The 14,974-nt window shown below is 73.5% G+C and carries 18 protein-coding genes; 7 read left to right on the top strand and 11 right to left on the bottom strand.

Annotated elements, in window-relative coordinates:
• Positions 1–77: 77 nt before the first annotated feature.
• Positions 78–569 (top strand): RDD family protein, encoded by a 492-nt coding sequence (locus ACZ514_RS25655; protein WP_468174353.1) that lies wholly within the window; start codon positions 78–80, stop codon positions 567–569.
• 128 nt (positions 570–697) lie between these two features.
• On the opposite strand, the gene ACZ514_RS25650 is transcribed toward ACZ514_RS25655, so the two are convergent.
• The 5 genes from ACZ514_RS25650 to ACZ514_RS25630 form a co-directional block, all read right to left on the bottom strand.
• Positions 698–1,396, bottom strand: a complete 699-nt coding sequence (locus tag ACZ514_RS25650; protein ID WP_388935728.1) for a DUF4191 domain-containing protein — start codon at positions 1,394–1,396, stop codon at positions 698–700.
• A 9-nt stretch (positions 1,397–1,405) separates the two neighbouring features.
• Complete coding sequence (locus tag ACZ514_RS25645) at positions 1,406–1,603, bottom strand: SCO2195 family GlnR-regulated protein (RefSeq protein WP_468174355.1); 198 nt, start codon at positions 1,601–1,603, stop codon at positions 1,406–1,408.
• A 226-nt stretch (positions 1,604–1,829) separates the two neighbouring features.
• A complete protein-coding gene (gene lipA, locus ACZ514_RS25640) occupies positions 1,830–2,792 on the bottom strand; it encodes a lipoyl synthase (protein WP_468174357.1) in 963 nt (320 codons plus the stop codon).
• Between the two features lie 112 nt (positions 2,793–2,904).
• Positions 2,905–3,717, bottom strand: a complete 813-nt coding sequence (gene lipB, locus ACZ514_RS25635; protein WP_388935736.1) for a lipoyl(octanoyl) transferase LipB — start codon at positions 3,715–3,717, stop codon at positions 2,905–2,907.
• Positions 3,718–3,811: 94 nt separating this feature from the next.
• Positions 3,812–4,153, bottom strand: a complete 342-nt coding sequence (locus tag ACZ514_RS25630; RefSeq protein WP_468699549.1) for a hypothetical protein — start codon at positions 4,151–4,153, stop codon at positions 3,812–3,814.
• A gap of 173 nt (positions 4,154–4,326) precedes the next feature.
• On the opposite strand from ACZ514_RS25630, the gene ACZ514_RS25625 reads away from it, so the two are divergent.
• A complete protein-coding gene (locus ACZ514_RS25625; protein ID WP_468174361.1) occupies positions 4,327–5,766 on the top strand; it encodes a regulator in 1,440 nt (479 codons plus the stop codon).
• 137 nt (positions 5,767–5,903) lie between these two features.
• Here ACZ514_RS25625 and ACZ514_RS25620 read toward each other — a convergent pair whose 3' ends face one another.
• The 3 genes from ACZ514_RS25620 to ACZ514_RS25610 form a co-directional block, all read right to left on the bottom strand.
• Entirely contained in the window at positions 5,904–7,178 is a 1,275-nt protein-coding gene (locus tag ACZ514_RS25620) for an FAD-dependent oxidoreductase (RefSeq protein WP_468174363.1), read from the bottom strand.
• Between the two features lie 159 nt (positions 7,179–7,337).
• A complete protein-coding gene (locus tag ACZ514_RS25615; protein ID WP_468174365.1) occupies positions 7,338–8,231 on the bottom strand; it encodes a TIGR01777 family oxidoreductase in 894 nt (297 codons plus the stop codon).
• A gap of 78 nt (positions 8,232–8,309) precedes the next feature.
• Positions 8,310–8,996, bottom strand: a complete 687-nt coding sequence (locus tag ACZ514_RS25610; RefSeq protein WP_468174367.1) for a VIT1/CCC1 transporter family protein — start codon at positions 8,994–8,996, stop codon at positions 8,310–8,312.
• 77 nt (positions 8,997–9,073) lie between these two features.
• On the opposite strand from ACZ514_RS25610, the gene ACZ514_RS25605 reads away from it, so the two are divergent.
• Both ACZ514_RS25605 and ACZ514_RS25600 read left to right on the top strand, forming a co-directional pair.
• Positions 9,074–10,177 carry a PP2C family protein-serine/threonine phosphatase gene (locus tag ACZ514_RS25605; RefSeq protein WP_468174369.1) on the top strand — a complete coding sequence of 368 codons (1,104 nt, stop codon included), beginning with the start codon at positions 9,074–9,076 and terminating at the stop codon, positions 10,175–10,177.
• A 21-nt stretch (positions 10,178–10,198) separates the two neighbouring features.
• Positions 10,199–11,092 carry a nuclease gene (locus tag ACZ514_RS25600; protein WP_469125770.1) on the top strand — a complete coding sequence of 298 codons (894 nt, stop codon included), beginning with the start codon at positions 10,199–10,201 and terminating at the stop codon, positions 11,090–11,092.
• Positions 11,093–11,130: 38 nt separating this feature from the next.
• On the opposite strand, the gene ACZ514_RS25595 is transcribed toward ACZ514_RS25600, so the two are convergent.
• On the bottom strand, positions 11,131–11,388 hold the full coding sequence (locus tag ACZ514_RS25595; RefSeq protein WP_007263742.1) for a hypothetical protein: 258 nt from the start codon (positions 11,386–11,388) through the stop codon (positions 11,131–11,133).
• A 106-nt stretch (positions 11,389–11,494) separates the two neighbouring features.
• Between ACZ514_RS25595 and ACZ514_RS25590 the strand changes: the two genes are divergently transcribed.
• Positions 11,495–11,875 carry an ArsC/Spx/MgsR family protein gene (locus ACZ514_RS25590; protein WP_468174373.1) on the top strand — a complete coding sequence of 127 codons (381 nt, stop codon included), beginning with the start codon at positions 11,495–11,497 and terminating at the stop codon, positions 11,873–11,875.
• Here ACZ514_RS25590 and ACZ514_RS25585 read toward each other — a convergent pair.
• Positions 11,872–12,720 (bottom strand): alpha/beta fold hydrolase, encoded by an 849-nt coding sequence (locus tag ACZ514_RS25585; RefSeq protein WP_469125769.1) that lies wholly within the window; start codon positions 12,718–12,720, stop codon positions 11,872–11,874. The two genes, ACZ514_RS25590 and ACZ514_RS25585, sit on opposite strands and share 4 nt — an antisense overlap.
• A gap of 112 nt (positions 12,721–12,832) precedes the next feature.
• On the opposite strand from ACZ514_RS25585, the gene ACZ514_RS25580 reads away from it, so the two are divergent.
• Both ACZ514_RS25580 and ACZ514_RS25575 read left to right on the top strand, forming a co-directional pair.
• On the top strand, positions 12,833–13,279 hold the full coding sequence (locus ACZ514_RS25580) for a MarR family winged helix-turn-helix transcriptional regulator (protein WP_469125801.1): 447 nt from the start codon (positions 12,833–12,835) through the stop codon (positions 13,277–13,279).
• Between the two features lie 39 nt (positions 13,280–13,318).
• Positions 13,319–13,525, top strand: coding sequence for a hypothetical protein (locus tag ACZ514_RS25575; protein ID WP_469125800.1), 207 nt, complete (start codon positions 13,319–13,321; stop codon positions 13,523–13,525).
• Between the two features lie 482 nt (positions 13,526–14,007).
• On the opposite strand, the gene ACZ514_RS25570 is transcribed toward ACZ514_RS25575, so the two are convergent.
• Complete coding sequence (locus tag ACZ514_RS25570) at positions 14,008–14,931, bottom strand: GDSL-type esterase/lipase family protein (protein ID WP_469125768.1); 924 nt, start codon at positions 14,929–14,931, stop codon at positions 14,008–14,010.
• Between the last annotated feature and the right edge of the window lie 43 nt (positions 14,932–14,974).

Genomic DNA, 14,974 nt, shown 5'->3' with positions numbered 1-14,974 from the left:
GCATGACCCATTTGTTTCGCACAAGTTAACCAGGGTCCGGTCCAGGTGCCCTGGAGGAGCACCGGTACCGTGGTGGAGTGGACAACAGGCAAGCAATCGGTTCCTGGCTCTCCGGCCCGCGCGCGGCCGCCGAGGAGATGGGCGTCGACTTCGGTTATCCGGGCCAGCGGCTCGGTCTGCCGCGGTCGGGCCCCGGCTCCGTGGCCCGCTTCGGACGCCGGCTCGGCGCCGTCGCCATCGACTGGATGGGCTGCCAGCTGATCGCGTACGGGCTCATCACCCATGGGGACCTGGCCGCCGCGGGCAACTGGACGCTCGCGCTCTTCCTGTCCCTGACCCTGCTGACCGTCGCCACCGTGGGATTCACCCCCGGCAAGCGGATCCTCGGACTCCGGGTGATCGGGCAGGGCGGCGGCCGCCTCGGCATCCCCCGCGTGGTGCTCCGTACCCTGCTGCTCGCCCTCGTCGTCCCGGCGCTCGTCTGGGACCGTGACGGGCGCGGACTGCACGACCGCCTCTCGGGCGCCGTCCAGGTCAGGATCCAGCGGCACACCACCGCCTCCGCGTAGAGGCGTCCGCGCGCGGGGGCGCTGGCTCATACGCATCGCTCGTATACGCAAAGGGGCGCCCCCCGGCCATCCGGCCGGGGGGCGCCCCTTCTGTCTCTCCGCGTCCCTCTGGTCGTACGAGGAGACGGTCAGCGCATCTTTCCGCCGCGCGGCATGCGCATGCCCTTGGGCATCGGCCCCTTCGGGACCGGCATGTTGCTCATGAGGTCACCCATGGCCCGGAGCTTGTCGTTGACCTGCGTGATCTGCGGGCCGGACAGGACGCGCGGCAGCTTCAGCAGCGTCGTACGGACCTTCTTGAGCGGCACCTCGCCCTCGCCGGTGCCCACGATGAAGTCGTGGACCGGGATGTCGGGCATGATCCGGGCCAGCTTCTTCTTCTCGGCCGCGAGCAGGGTCTTGACCCGGTTCGGGTTGCCCTCCGCGATCAGGACCACGCCCGCCTTGCCGACGGCCCGGTGGACGATGTCCTGGTTCCGGTTCATCGCGACGGCCGGGGTGGTCGTCCAGCCCCGCCCCACGTTGTCCAGTACGGCCGCGGCAGCGCCCGGCTGCCCCTCCATCTGCCCGAAGGCAGCCCGCTCGGCCCGACGCCCGAAGACGATCGCCATCGCGAGGAACGCCACCAGGAAGCCCAGGATGCCCAGGTAGACCGGGTGGCCGATCAGGAAGCCGATCGCAAGGAAGACACCGAAGGTGACGATTCCCACGCCCGCGACGATGAGACCGACCTTGGGGTCGGCCTTGCGCGTCATCTTGTACGTCAGGGCGATCTGCTTCAGTCGCCCGGGGTTCGCAGCAGTCTCTGCGTTTGACTTCCTCGCCATGAGGCGAGTTTACGTGGCCTGCGGGGTCCGGGTCGCCGCGGCCTCGAGTACGTGCTCGGTTTCCACCCGGTCCTTCGCCCGGCGGCGGTCCTCCAGGACGGCCGCCCAGGCGTTGCGGCGTGCACCGCTCATGAGCAGCGATTCCAGGCCCCGGAAGGCCTCGCTGAAGGACGGGATGGCGATGGCGCGGACTGGCGCGGCCTGCATGATGTCGACCCCTACTCTCGCTGCTCGCTCTGTGGCGTGTGCGGTGCGTGGATCCAGCGTCACCGACTGGTGTTACCAGGGCGTGGCCGGTCGGTCAAATGTGATGGACACGTTGCAAACGAAGACGCGGCCCGCCGGGCTTCTCACACGAAAGAAGCCTAGGGGCCGCGCCGATGCGGTGTTACCGATTGGTAAGCATTGTGCGTGAGTTCACACGCACACGGAGTCAGGCGGACTGCGCTCCCGTCCGGGCGCGCTTCTCCATCGCCTGGCCGTACAGGCGTCCGGCCCGGTACGAGGAGCGGACCAGCGGGCCCGACATCACGCCGGAGTAGCCGATCTCCTCGGCCTCCTGCGCCAGCTCCACGAACTCGGCCGGCTTCACCCAGCGCTCCACGGGGTGGTGCCGCGGCGAGGGCCGCAGGTACTGGGTGATGGTGATGAGCTCGCAGCCGGCCTCGTGGAGGTCCTTCAGCGCCTGGCTGACCTCCTCGCGCTCCTCGCCCATGCCGAGGATCAGGTTCGACTTGGTGACCAGGCCGTACGCGCGGGCCTTGGTGATCACCTCGAGGGAGCGCTCGTAGCGGAAGCCGGGGCGGATCCGCTTGAAGATCCGCGGCACCGTCTCGACGTTGTGCGCGAAGACCTCGGGGCGGGAGGCGAAGACCTCCTCCAGCAGCTCCGGGACCGCGTTGAAGTCGGGGGCCAGCAGCTCGACCTTGGTGTGGCCGGACGCGCGGCCGGCGGTCTGCTGGTGGATCTGGCGCACGGTCTCCGCGTACAGCCACGCGCCGCCGTCCGGCAGGTCGTCGCGGGCGACGCCGGTGATGGTGGCGTAGTTCAGGTCCATGGTGACCACGGACTCGCCGACGCGGCGCGGCTCGTCCCGGTCGAGGGCCTCGGGCTTGCCCGTGTCGATCTGGCAGAAGTCACAGCGCCGGGTGCACTGGTCGCCACCGATGAGGAAGGTGGCCTCGCGGTCCTCCCAGCATTCGTAGATGTTCGGACAGCCGGCTTCCTGGCACACCGTGTGCAGTCCTTCGCCCTTCACCAGGGCCTGCATCTTGGTGTACTCGGGACCCATCTTCGCCCGGGTCTTGATCCACTCGGGCTTGCGCTCGATGGGGGTCTGACTGTTACGGACCTCCAGGCGCAGCATCTTGCGTCCGTCGGGTGCGACTGCGGACACGACCGGCTCCCTGTGACTTCGATTCTTCGGCGCCCACCAGGGTACGCCCGTAAATTCGTACGCTCTTACGTCCGCCAACCGGGGGGCCGGCCGGACGCATTCCCCCGCCGGGTCAGGCTCCGGCGGCTTCGATCTCGCGGGGCCGCAGCTCGGCGTTCTCCAGCACGTCCCTCAGGTGCCGTTCGACGACCGGCAGCACCTCGGCGATGGTGACCTCCCGGCCCAGTTCGTACGAGAGCGAGGTCACACCGGCGTCCCGGATCCCGCAGGGGATGATCCGGTCGAACCAGGTGCTGTCCGGGTTCACGTTCAGGGAGAAGCCGTGCATCGTGACGCCCTTGGCGACGCGGATGCCGATGGCGGCGAGCTTGCGGTCCTCGCGGCGCTGGCCGGCGTTGGACGGGGCGTACTCGGGGCCGTGCAGGCGGGCGTCGAACTCGTCGTCACCCGTACGCGGGTCCGTGGCGGGCACCGTGAAGTCGAGGGAGAGCCCGCCGATCGCCGGCCGCTGCTCCACGGGGTCGCCGAGGACCCAGACGCCGGAACGGCCCTCGATCCGGGTGGTCTCCAGGCCGAAGTCGGCGGCGGTGCGGATGAGGGCCTCCTCGAGGCGGCGCACGTGGGCGACCACGTCGACGGGACGCGGCAGCTTCATGATCGGGTACCCGACCAGCTGGCCCGGACCGTGCCAGGTGATCTTGCCGCCGCGGTCCACGTCGATGACCGGGGTCCCGTCAAGGGGGCGCTCGCTGGGGTCGGTGCGCCGGCCGGCGGTGTAGACCGGCTCGTGCTCCACCATCAGGCAGGTGTCGTCGATCTCGTCGGCGAAGCGGGCCGCGTGCACCCGGCGCTGCTCTTCCCAGGCCGCGGTGTACTCGACGGATTCCGGCCCGAAGCCCAGATGGACAAACCGAAGCTCAGTCACCGCAGCGCCTCCTCGTTGAACCTGCTGTGTGTGGAACCTGCCGTGTGCACGTATCGCACCCCGGTCAAGAGTACGGCGGCCTGCGCGCGGCCCCTCAGGCCCCCGGCGCGGACGCTCCCGCGGACCCGGCGGCGGGCTCCGGGGCCGGCCCGGGGGCGGGCTTGTCCCGGGCTCCCGCGGCGGCCTGCGGCCTGCGGGGCCGGCCGCGGCCCGCGGGCGGCCGGTCCGGGTCCTCGTCGGCCCTCGGCAGCCTGCGGTGGCCCTCGGAGTGGTCGTTGACCCAGCCGCACACCCCGCACGCGTAGCGCCCGTCCAGGCCCGCGATGTAGGTGCCGCAGCGGCGGCACTCCGCCTCGGTGATCTCGGGGGCGGGCAGCGGGGCGGTGGATTCCGCGTACGGATCGGGGCGGTGTGCCTCGTGGGGCCGACGGGTCATGTGGCGCAGCGTACGCGGACCGAGTGGACCGGTCCGTAAAGAGCCCTACCCATTCTGCACACGATCGGATGAATGTGGGGCAGAGAGGGCGGTCTGAGGGGAGTTGGCCGCTACATTCACGCCGTTCACAGGGCCGGGACCCCGGTCCGTCACGTACGGAAACCGTGGAGCCGATGACCGAACGACCTGCCCAGCGTGTCCCCAACCGGCAGCTCGCGGCACTGATCGCGGAAGCCGGCTTCTCCAACGCCGGGCTCGCCCGCCGTGTCGACCAGCTCGGTCTGGAACACGGTCTGGACCTGCGGTACGACAAGACGTCCGTGACCCGCTGGCTACGCGGCCAGCAGCCCCGCGGCACCACGCCGGCGCTGATCGCGGAGGTCTTCACCCGGCGCCTGGGGCGGCGGCTGTCGGCGCAGGATCTGGGCCTGGACGCGTGCGCCCCCGTGTACGCCGGGCTGGAGTTCGCGGCCACCCCGGAGGAGGCCGTGGACATCGCGAGCGGGCTGTGGCGCAAGGACTCCGGCTCCCACGCCGAGCTGCGCAAGATCGCCTTCACCCCGGCCGGGCTGGTGGTGCCCAGCCGGGACTGGCTCATCGGACGGGCCGACGAACGCGTCGCCCGCGGCGCCGACCCCGCCGCGCACCGGGTCCCGGCCCAGGGCCGCACCACGGTGCCCCGGCAGCGCCAGATCGACCGGGGGCCCGGACAGCGGGTGACCAGCGGGGACATCGCGGCGCTGCGCTCGGTGAGCGAGCTCTTCCGGACCCTGGACCACACCTACGGCGGCGGCCACGCCCGGCAGGCCCTGGTCCGCTACCTGGAGCACGAGGCCGAGCCGATGCTGCGCGGCACCTATGGCGAGACCACCGGGCGCCGCCTGTTCGCCGCCGCCGCCGACCTGACCCGGCTCGCGGGCTGGACCTCGTACGACATCGCCGCGCACGGCCTGGCCCAGCGGTACTTCGTCCAGGCGCTGCGGCTGGCCCAGGCCGCCGGGGACCGGCAGTACGGGTCCTACGTGCTGATCACCATGAGCCGTCAGGCGGTGTACCTCGGGCACGGCCGGGAGGCGGTGCAGCTGGCCCGGGTCGCGCAGCAGGGCGTCGGCTCGGGTCCGCCGCCGGTGGTGCAGTCGCTGCTGCACGCCTCGGAGGCCCGGGGGCACGCGGTGCTCGGCGAGGTGCGGGCGGCGACGGCCTCGCTGGTGCGGGCCGAGCGGGCGCTGGGCGCGGCCCGGCCGGGGGACGACGTACCGCACTGGGCCCGGCTGTTCGACGAAGGCCAGCTGGCGGACGAGTTCGGGCACTGCCACCGCGACCTCCAGCAGTACCGGGCCTCCGCCCAGCACGCGGAGCGCTCGCTCCAGCTGCGGGCGCCGGGCTTCGCGCGCTCGCGGCTGTTCTGCCGGGTGGTGCTGGCCACGGCGCGGCTGGGGCTCGGCGAGCTGGACCAGGCGTGCGCGCTGGGGGCGGAGGCGGCGCAGCAGGCGATGGAGATGCGGTCGGTGCGCGCGGTGGAGTACGTACGGGACTTCGAGCGGCGGCTGGAGCCGTACCGGGACGCCTCGGCGGTGCGGACGTACCGGGACCGGGTGGCGGCACTGTCCTGACGGCCGGGGGCCGGCGCGGTCCTGACGGCCGGGGGCCGGCGCGGTCCTGACGGCCGGGGGCCGGCGCGGTGGATGGCGCCGGCCCGGTGGGCCCGGCCCCTCGCGGAGCCGGGCCCGGGTCCCGGGCGTCCGTGCCGTCAGGCCGCCGCGGGCAGCGCGGGCTCCGGCTGGGCCGGCAGCGGGACGCCGAAGTCGCGCAGCAGGGCGGTGGCGGCGCGGCGGGCGGAGTGCAGGGCCCCCTCGACGGTGTTGGAGTCACGGTGGTCGCCGCACACGTAGAGGCCGGCCAGGACCCGTACCGGCCGCTGCCGGTCGTGCGGCGGGGGCATCGCCGGGACGGCCTCGGGGGTGTGGTGGACGGTCAGCAGCTCCCAGTCCCGCGTCGAGGTGTCGTACAGCCGGGCCAGGCGGGAGGCGACCGTCCGCAGGGGCGGCGGCGGGCCGTGCACGGTGGTGGTGACCAGGCCGCGGGCGGCGGGGGCCCGGGTGGGGTCGACCGCGCTCATCACGGTGGTGTGGGCCAGCGGCCACTTGGGGTCGGCGTCCAGGAGCAGCGAGCCGTCCCAGGGCAGCGGTCCGGGGGTGGCGTGGTGGATGACGGTGACCTCGTGGAAGGCGGGCACACGGAGCCCCGGGAGCAGGTGGGCGGCGGCCCGGGCACCGGTGGCGAGCAGGACGGCACGGCAGCCGAACTCCCCGTGCTCCTCGGTGGTGACGAGGTTGGTCGCCACCGACCGCACCCTGATCCCGGTGCGTACCGTGCCGGGCGGCAGGGACGCCGCGAGCAGGCCGGGCAGGGTGGCCGCGCCGCCCTCGGGCACGGCCAGGCGGCCCCTGGCGAAGGTGCGCAGCGCGAGGTCGGCCACGCGGCTGGACGTGGTGAGCTCCGGGTCGCGGAGCAGGGCGGACAGCAGGGGCCGCAGGACGCCGGACACGGTGCGCGGCGGCAGGCCGCGGGAGCCGAGGCTGGCGAGGGCGGTGCGTTCGGGCCGGGCGAGGACGCGCTCCACGGGCAGGGCCCCGAGCCGCCCCAGGGCGGCGCTGAAGCGCGCCTGGTCGAGGGAGCCGCTGGCCAGCGCGCGGGCGGGGGTCAGGGCCCCGGCCCGCTGCTGCCTGCCGTCGGCGCCGTGCACCAGCACGCCGGGGGCGAAGGGACGCAGGACCAGTCCCGTGAGGCCCGGGGTGCGGGCCGGTTCGGTGTACGCGGTGTTGAGGAGCTGGCCGACCCGGTCGAGCCGGAACCCGTCGGCCGATTCGGTGGCCATGCGGCCCCCGGGGTCGTCGGCGGTCTCCAGGACGCTGACGGTGACCCCGGCCGCGATCAGGTGGTGCGCGGCCGCGAGTCCTGAGACTCCGGCTCCTACGATGACGACGTCCGCGTGATGTGCGGCATGGTGTGAGCTGCTGAGCACGTGCCCCTCCCCGAGGTCGGCGCGGCTGTGTGGGGATCCTCCTTCCCCCAACGGACTCCAGGAGAACCCGACTTGCGGTGGGGATTCCGTACAACTCCGGTCGCACGACGGTCGCACACGGGTCACGAACGGTCGCACACGATCGGGAGTCTGCGCCGTCTACGGCTTGAGCGCCGCTCTGATCGACTCCTCGATGCCGGGGTACGTGAACGTGAACCCGGCCTCCATCAGCCGCGCGGGGCGCGCCCGCTGACTGCCCAGCACGTCCTGCGACAGCTCGCCGAGCACGAGGCGCAGGACGGGGGCCGGGACGGCGAACACGGCCGGGCGGCGCAGTACGCGTCCCATCGCGGCCGTGACCTCCCGGTTGGTCAGGGGCTGCGGGGCGGTGAGGTTGAAGGGGCCGGAGAGGCCCGGGGTGTCGATCAGGAACCGCAGGGCGGCGACCTCGTCGTGCAGGGAGATGAACGACCAGTACTGGCGGCCGCTGCCGAGCCGGCCGCCGACGCCGGCCCGGAAGACGGGGAACATCCGCCCCCACGCCCCGCCCCCGGCGGCGACCACCAGCCCGGTGCGGGCGAACACGGTCCGGACCCCGGCCTCCCGGGCCGGCGCGGCGGCGGCCTCCCACGCGGCGCAGACCTCGGGCAGGAACCCGGTGCCGGCGGGAGCGCTCTCGTCGACGGCCCGCTCGCCGGTGTCCCCGTAGTACCCGACGGCGGAGCCGCACACGAGCACGGGCGGCGGGGTGTCGAGGGCGGCCACGGCCCGGGCGACGGCGGCGGTCCCGAGCACCCGGCTGTCACGGATCTCGCGCTTGTAGGCGTCGGTCCAGCGGTGGTCCCCGATGCCGGCCCCGGCGAGGTGCACCACGGCATCGCACCCGCGCAGGCCGTCGGGGTCGACGTACCCGGCCCGGGGGTCCCAGCGCGCCTCGCCGGGGGCGGTGGGGGCGCGGCGCACGAGGCGGACGGTGCGGTGGCCGTCGGCGTGGAGGGAGCGTACGAGGGCCTGGCCGATGAGTCCGGAGGATCCGGTGAGGGCGATGCGCATGCGGCCAGTCTCCCTTCCTTTCACCCACCGCTCGCGCCGCTCGGCACCGGCGCGCTTCCCGGGGTCAGGAGGGGGCGGTCAGCCGCCCAGCCAGGTGCCCACAGCGTACGTGACGCCCATCGCCACGCCCCCGCCCACCACGTTCCGCAGCACCGCCCGGGACGCCGGCGCCCCGCCCAGCCGCGCGCTGACCACCCCGCACAGCGCCAGCGCCCCCAGCACCGCCACCACCGTCACCGGCACCCTCCACGACGCCCCCGGCAGGACGATCGCCAGCAGCGGCAGCACCGCCCCCGCCGTGAAGGCCACCAGGCTCGCGAAGGCCGCGTGCCACGGGTTCGCCAGCTCGTCCGGCTCGATGCCCAGTTCCACCCGTGCGTGCGCCCGCAGCGCGTCCCGTTCCGTCAGCTGTTCGGCGGCCTCCCGGGCCACCTCGCGGCTCAGGCCCCGCGCGCCCAGCAGCTCCGTCAGCTCGTCCAGCTCCGCTTCCGGCTCCTCCGCCAGCTCCTTGCGCTCCACCTCCAGCGCCGCCCGTTCGGAGTCCCGCTGGGAGCTGACCGACACGTACTCCCCCGCCGCCATCGACAGCGCCCCCGCCAGCAGCCCAGCCACGCCCGCCGTGAGGACCGCGGTGCGCGAGGTGGTGGCGCCGGCGACACCGACGACGAGGCCCGCGGTGGAGATGATGCCGTCGTTGGCTCCGAGCACCCCGGCACGCAGCCAGTTCAGCCGGGTACTGATCGCCGCGCTCCGCACATCCGTCACGGAAACCACTGTCGCCGTCCGGGCCGGCCGGGGCCACCCGGCGTGCGCGGCCCGGGCCGCCGTACCAGGGTGGAGGGGTGAGACGCGGACGGGAGGAGCCGGGCCGGCTGCAGGGGGCACCGCCGCCGCGCTGGGCCCGGATCGCGCCCGCGGTGGCCATGGTGGTGCTCTGCCTCATCCAGTGGACCACCCGTACGGAGGAGCTGGCCTACTTCCTGGCGGCCCTGCCCGCCGTGGCCGCCTTCGCGTACGGGCCCGCCGGCACCGCCGTCTTCGCCGGGCTCGTGCTGCTCCTGCTGGGCATTCCCGAGCTCGGAGTGGGTCAGGCCCGCGGCAGCGACCTGGCCACGGTGGCCAGCGTCGGGCTGCTGAGCGTGATCATCGCCTGGGTGCGGCGGCGCCGGGACACCCAGCTGGTCAGTGTGCGGACGGTCGCCGAGGCCGCCCAGCTGGCGGTGCTGCCTCCGGTCCCGGAGCGGGTCGGCCCGGTGCGCTGCGCCGGGCTGTACCGGGCGGCGCAGCGGGGCACGCTGGTCGGCGGCGACCTGGTGGACGTACGGGCCGGGCCGTACGGGGTGCGGGCGGTGGTGGCGGACGTGCAGGGCCACGGGCTGGCGGCCGTCGGGACGGTGGCGTCGCTGCTCGGCGCGTTCCGCGAGGCGGTCCTGGACGACCCGGTCCTGGCGGCGGTGGCGGCGCGGCTGGACCGGCGGCTGACGGCCGACGCGGCCGCGGACGCCGTCGCGCACCCGGAGCTGTTCGCGACGGCCCTGCTGCTGGAGTTCCCGCCCGGGCTGCCCGTCGTACGGGTGGTGTCGTGCGGGCATCCGCCGGCGCTGCTGCTCCGGGGCCCCGCGGTCACGGAAGTGGCCGTGGATCCGGGGCCCCCGCTGGGCCTGGGGCTGGCCGGGCCGGCCGGCGCGGTGGTGACCGAGGTCCCGCTGCTGCCGGGCGACCGGCTGCTCGCGCACACCGACGGGGTCACCGAGGCACGGGACGCGGCCGGGAACTTCTACCCGCTGTCCGTCCGGGTGCCGGTGCTGGCGAACGACCCGGCCGGGCTGGTCCCGGCCGTCTGGCGGGACCTCGCCGCCTTCACCCGGGGCGGCCCGCGCGACGACGTCGCGCTGCTGCTGCTGTCCCCGGACCACGAGATCCGTACGGGGCGTCATCGTCCATGAGGTACGGGAGGAATCATGTCCATGCTGATCATCAGGGGGACCTTCCGGGCGAAGGGCCTCCAGCCGGACGGTGACACCGTCTCCTTCACCCCGGACGACGTGGCGGACTGGAAGCGGGTGCCCGGCGTCCACCGGATCCTGCCGAAGGCCGACGGCCGCGCCGCCGTCCGGCTGGAGGGCGTCGACGCGCTGGAGACCCACTACGGGGACGGCGCGTCGGGGGTGCGGCACCAGCCCCTGCCGCCGGCCCACCGGGCCGCGGACGAGCTGCTGACATGGCTGGGTTTCACCGACTTCCACCGCGACGACGAGGAGACCATCACCTCCACGATCCCCGAGGCGGTGCCCGGCTTCGTCCTCACCGGCGGCGCCGACGTCCACGGCCGGTGCGTGGCCCTGGTCGGCCGCAAGAACCCGCCGGCGTTCAACGGGTACGAGATCGACGTCGGCGTCGACCAGTTGAAGAAGACCGCCAACCACCACCTGGTCAAGGAGGGCCTGGCCTATCCGACGTTCTACACCGGCTTCCCCGACCACCTGCGCACCGCCCTGGCCGTCGCCGCGAAGGCGGCGAGGGACGCGGTCCCCCGGAAGGGCGTCTGGGCCCAGGACGTGACCACCGACGGCTTCAAGGTCACCGGCATGGAGTCGATCACGGCCGACAACGGGGCGGTGATCCTCCCGAAGCTGTTCCGCCGCCTGAAGGACTACCTCGACCTCGGGCTGGAGGGCCCGCCCCTGGCCTGCCTGCCGGCCTTCCTCGCCGGAGCCGGCGACGGCTTCTACCTCCAGGGGAAGGCCGACCGGCTCACCGGCCTCCACCGCATCGTCAAGGTCGGCGGAGACGGGAACGGCGACGGCGGGACCATGAGGATGACCCGCCCGGTCGAGGAGATCACCTTCGACGAGAAGTGAACCGGGCCGGCCGGCGCACGGGCCGGCCGGCCGGCGCGTCAGCCCCCGTTGGCGACGATGAAGGCGCGGACCATCCGGCAGGTGACATTGGACGGGCGGTGGATCCCGACGCGCACCGCCATCGTCCGTATCTTGCGGTTGGTGGCGCGCTTGGCGTCGTACGTCCCCGTGTCGAGCAGGGAGATCGCCAGGCGCATCGCCTTCAGACGGCGGTTGTGGTTCTCGTACCACTCGCGGGGCAGACCCGCCGGCAGCGGCTTCTTCTTGGGCATCGAAATGATCGCGGCAGCGGCCATCTACAGCCTCCCAAACGGTAGTTGGCTTCCTGTCGTGCTCCTTCGATTTTAGTGGGGGGCACTGACAAAAGCCCTGGCCGCGCGGAGTCTGACTACCCTGGCCGGCATGGAGATCTGGATCAATCCCGCCTGTTCGAAGTGCCGGAGCGCGCTGACCCTGCTGGACGCGGAGGGCGCCGACTACACGGTGCGCCGCTACCTGGAGGACGTACCGTCCGAGGACGAGATCCGGGAGGTGCTCGGCCGTCTCGGCCTGGAGCCGTGGGACATCACGCGCACCTCCGACGCCCTCGCGAGGGAGACCGGCGTACGGGACCTGCCGCGCGAGGACACCGACGAGGCACGGGCCCGCTGGATCGCCCACCTCGCCGCCCACCCGAAGCTGATCCAGCGCCCGATCATCACCGCCGAGGACGGCACGGCCGTGGTCGCCCGCTCCGAGGAAGCCGTCCGCGACGCCCTCTCCCGCACGGGCGGGGCCTCCTAGACCGGCGCCAGGAGACGGGCGATCTCGGCGGGCGCCGTCAGCGGCAGCGCGTGGTGGGAGACGCCGGGCAGTACGCCGACCCGCGCGTCCGGCAGTGCGGCGCGCGCGGCGGCGGCGGCCCGGCGGGGGTCGTGGCAGCGGGCCCGCCCCGCGAAGAGGACCTCCACCGGCAGCCCGCCGAGCCCGGCCGGATCCGGGCGCGGGCCGGTGACCGGCCGCACGGTGGGGAAGGCGGCCGTCTCCTCCTGGAGCCGCGTCCAGGCGGGGTCGAGCGGGACCCCGCCGGTCTCCCAGGCCAGGAAGGAGCGGATCCGGGCCGGAGCGGGCCTGAGCAGCATGGGCAGCGCGCGCAGGACGTAGCCGGGGCGCAGCCCGGTGAAGACCTGGGTGGGGTCGAGCAGGACGAGCCGGCCGAGGCGCCCGGGCCGCCGCGCGGCGGCGTGGGCGGCGATCCAGGCCCCGTAGGAGTGCCCGGCCAGCGTGACGGGCCCCCCGTCGAGCCCGCCGAGGTCGCGCAGGCCGTCGAGGAGCGCGTCGAGCCAGCCCGCGAGGTCCTCGACGGTACGCATCCCCCGTCCGGGTGCCGGGACGCTCAGCCCGGGATCTCCGACCAGGTCCACGGCGTGCACCCGCCGGGTGCGGGCCGGTCCGGCGGCGACGCAGGCACCCCACACGGTGGAGGTGGCCCCGCCCCCAGGCAACAGCACGAGCGGCGGCGCCCCGAGGGGACCGCAGCTGTTGACGCGGGTCACTCCGTAGGGCGTGGGCACGTCGACGGCCTCGACGGGACCTGGCCACTGGGCGAGCACCTCGTCGTAGGCGGCACGGAAGGACGTCCGGGACATGGCTGGCTCCAATGCCTCGCTCGGCGATAATCTCGCTCAGCGAGAGATCCTAGGCCGGGACGATGCGGGAGGCAACGTGCACGACGACGCGGGCGATGCGGCGGGCGATGGCATGGGCGGCAACGTGGGCGGCAACCTCGAACTGGTGCACCTGCTGCGCGCGGTGGCCGTCGAGTTCGGCCTCCGTCAGGCGGAGTTCGCCGCCGCGCACGGCATGCACCCGACCGATGTGCGGGCCCTGATCTGCCTCCTGGACGCCGCCCGCGCCGCCGAACCCGCCACACCGGGCCTCCTGCGCTCCCGGCTCGGCCTCAACTCGGCGGGCACCACCGGCGTGCTCGACCGCCTGGAGCGCCTGGGCCACGTGGAGCGCGTCCGCGACCCCGCCGACCGCCGCCGCGTCCTGCTCCGGGTCCGGCCGGAGGCGGTCCGACTGGGCCAGGAGTTCTTCGGGCCGGCGATCGACACCCTGCTCGGCGCCCTCACCCCCCTCTCCCCCGCCGAACGCACCACCATCCGCGACTTCCTGACGGCGGCCCGCGAGGCATTCACCCCCTGAGGGCACACTCGGCCCAGACGGTCTTACGCGGAACCGAACCTGTTGATCGACGTCCCCCTGAGCATCTTGACTTCACCGACGCACGTGCAGTCCGTGAGCGTGGACTCCTACCGCTCGGCGTCGATCATCACCAAGCCCGAGGACGTACGAGACGCGGTGCGAGCCTTTGGAGACCTTGAGGGGGAGGTTTTGCCAGCACAGCAGAGCGTGGAACTCATCAGACGGCAGATGGAGAGCCTGAGATGAGCAGCCCCCACCCCCTATCCGGACTCCAGGGAACAACAGTGGCACGGGCGGGCGGGGGAACGTCTGGAGCGGGATCACGGCGGCCCGCTGAACTTGGGCGGGGTCAGGCCGGTTTGGGGGTTTCCCGTCAGTCCCATCGTCCTTCCGTGTCGGGCTGGTCCCTCAAGGGCGCTCCTTCGTCGCGTCGCTACGCGATGTCGCTGCGCTCCACCCTTGACCGACCAGCCCGCCCCGGAAAGACAAGGACTGCCGGGAAGCCCCCAAAGGAACGGTCACGGGGCAGGAAGGGGAGGGGCGGGTCCCTCAGCGATGTGGCGAGGGGCCAGGCGTTGGCCATGTCCCGCATTCGGGCCCCTGCGCTGCCCGGCAAGGCCGGGGGCCCGGCTACCCGCACCCCCATGCTGATCAGGACCCCGTCCGGGACCGGTGGGCGCGACAGATCGCTACGCGCTTCCCTCGGTTCGGCGTCCGGCCGTATCGGGTCAGGCGGCCAGGTGCCGGTAGAGCGCCTGGTGGCCCTCAGGGGTGGGGTGTATGCCGTCTATGAGCAGGTCGGGCTTGCCCCGCAGCGGCTCCCACAGGTCGACGAAGTCGATGTGGTTGTCCTCGCACCACGTCCGGAGGGATTCCCGCAGGGCCAGCGCCCGGTTCTCCGTGAAGCGCAGGCCCTCGTAGTCGCCGGTGCGGTCCTCGTCCAGCCAGATGGGGCCCAGGACGACGAGGCGGGCGTTGTGCGCGTGGGCCGTCGCGGCGAGCGCGTCGAGTCCGTCCGTGAGGTTCGCGAGTCCATCGGCGTGCGGTGCGGAGAGCGGTACGGCGGAGTCGTTGATCCCTGCGGCGAGGAGGATGGTGTCGGGCAGGCGGGGGGATAGCAGGGCGGGCGTCTGCTCGCTGACGTCCGCCAGGGTGGTGCCGGGTATGGCGAGGTTGAAGAGCCGGTGGGCCGTCTCGTTCTCGGCGATGTGGGCAGCCGCCAGACGGGCCGCCCAGCCGCCCTGCGGATCGCAGCGGCCGTAGGCGATGCTGTCGCCCACGATCACGATCCGCGCCGCCGGGCGCAGCGGATTCGCGTCCAGGTAGGCCCAGGCGCTCTCCCCGGAGGAGAGGACGACGCGCCGGCGGGTGTAGTCGTCGACCTCGTAGGCGTCGGCTGCGGCGAGTTCCCGGTCGGTGAGGTGGAGAACGGCTCCGTCGACCACGGTGCCGAACCTGCGCTCCAGGATCAGGTGGACGTCGAGGCCGCTGGCGGCGATCACGTCAGGGTCGGTGATCTTCAGCGGCCTGGTCGCGTGTCCGGCCAGGGACGCGGGACGGCTGGGCACGACCCAGCCGAAGAGTGCCTGCTGGACCTTCGGGTCCATCAGCGTGCCGAAGGAGAACAGGAGGTGGGGGCGCGAGTCGCTCACGATGGGGCTTTCCTCAGGAATCGGTCAACTATGTTGATCAAGG

Source organism: Streptomyces sp. NPDC034086 (assembly GCF_055575515.1).
The sequence above is the reverse complement of the archived record's forward strand: the minus strand, read 5'-3'. Positions and strand labels throughout refer to the sequence as shown.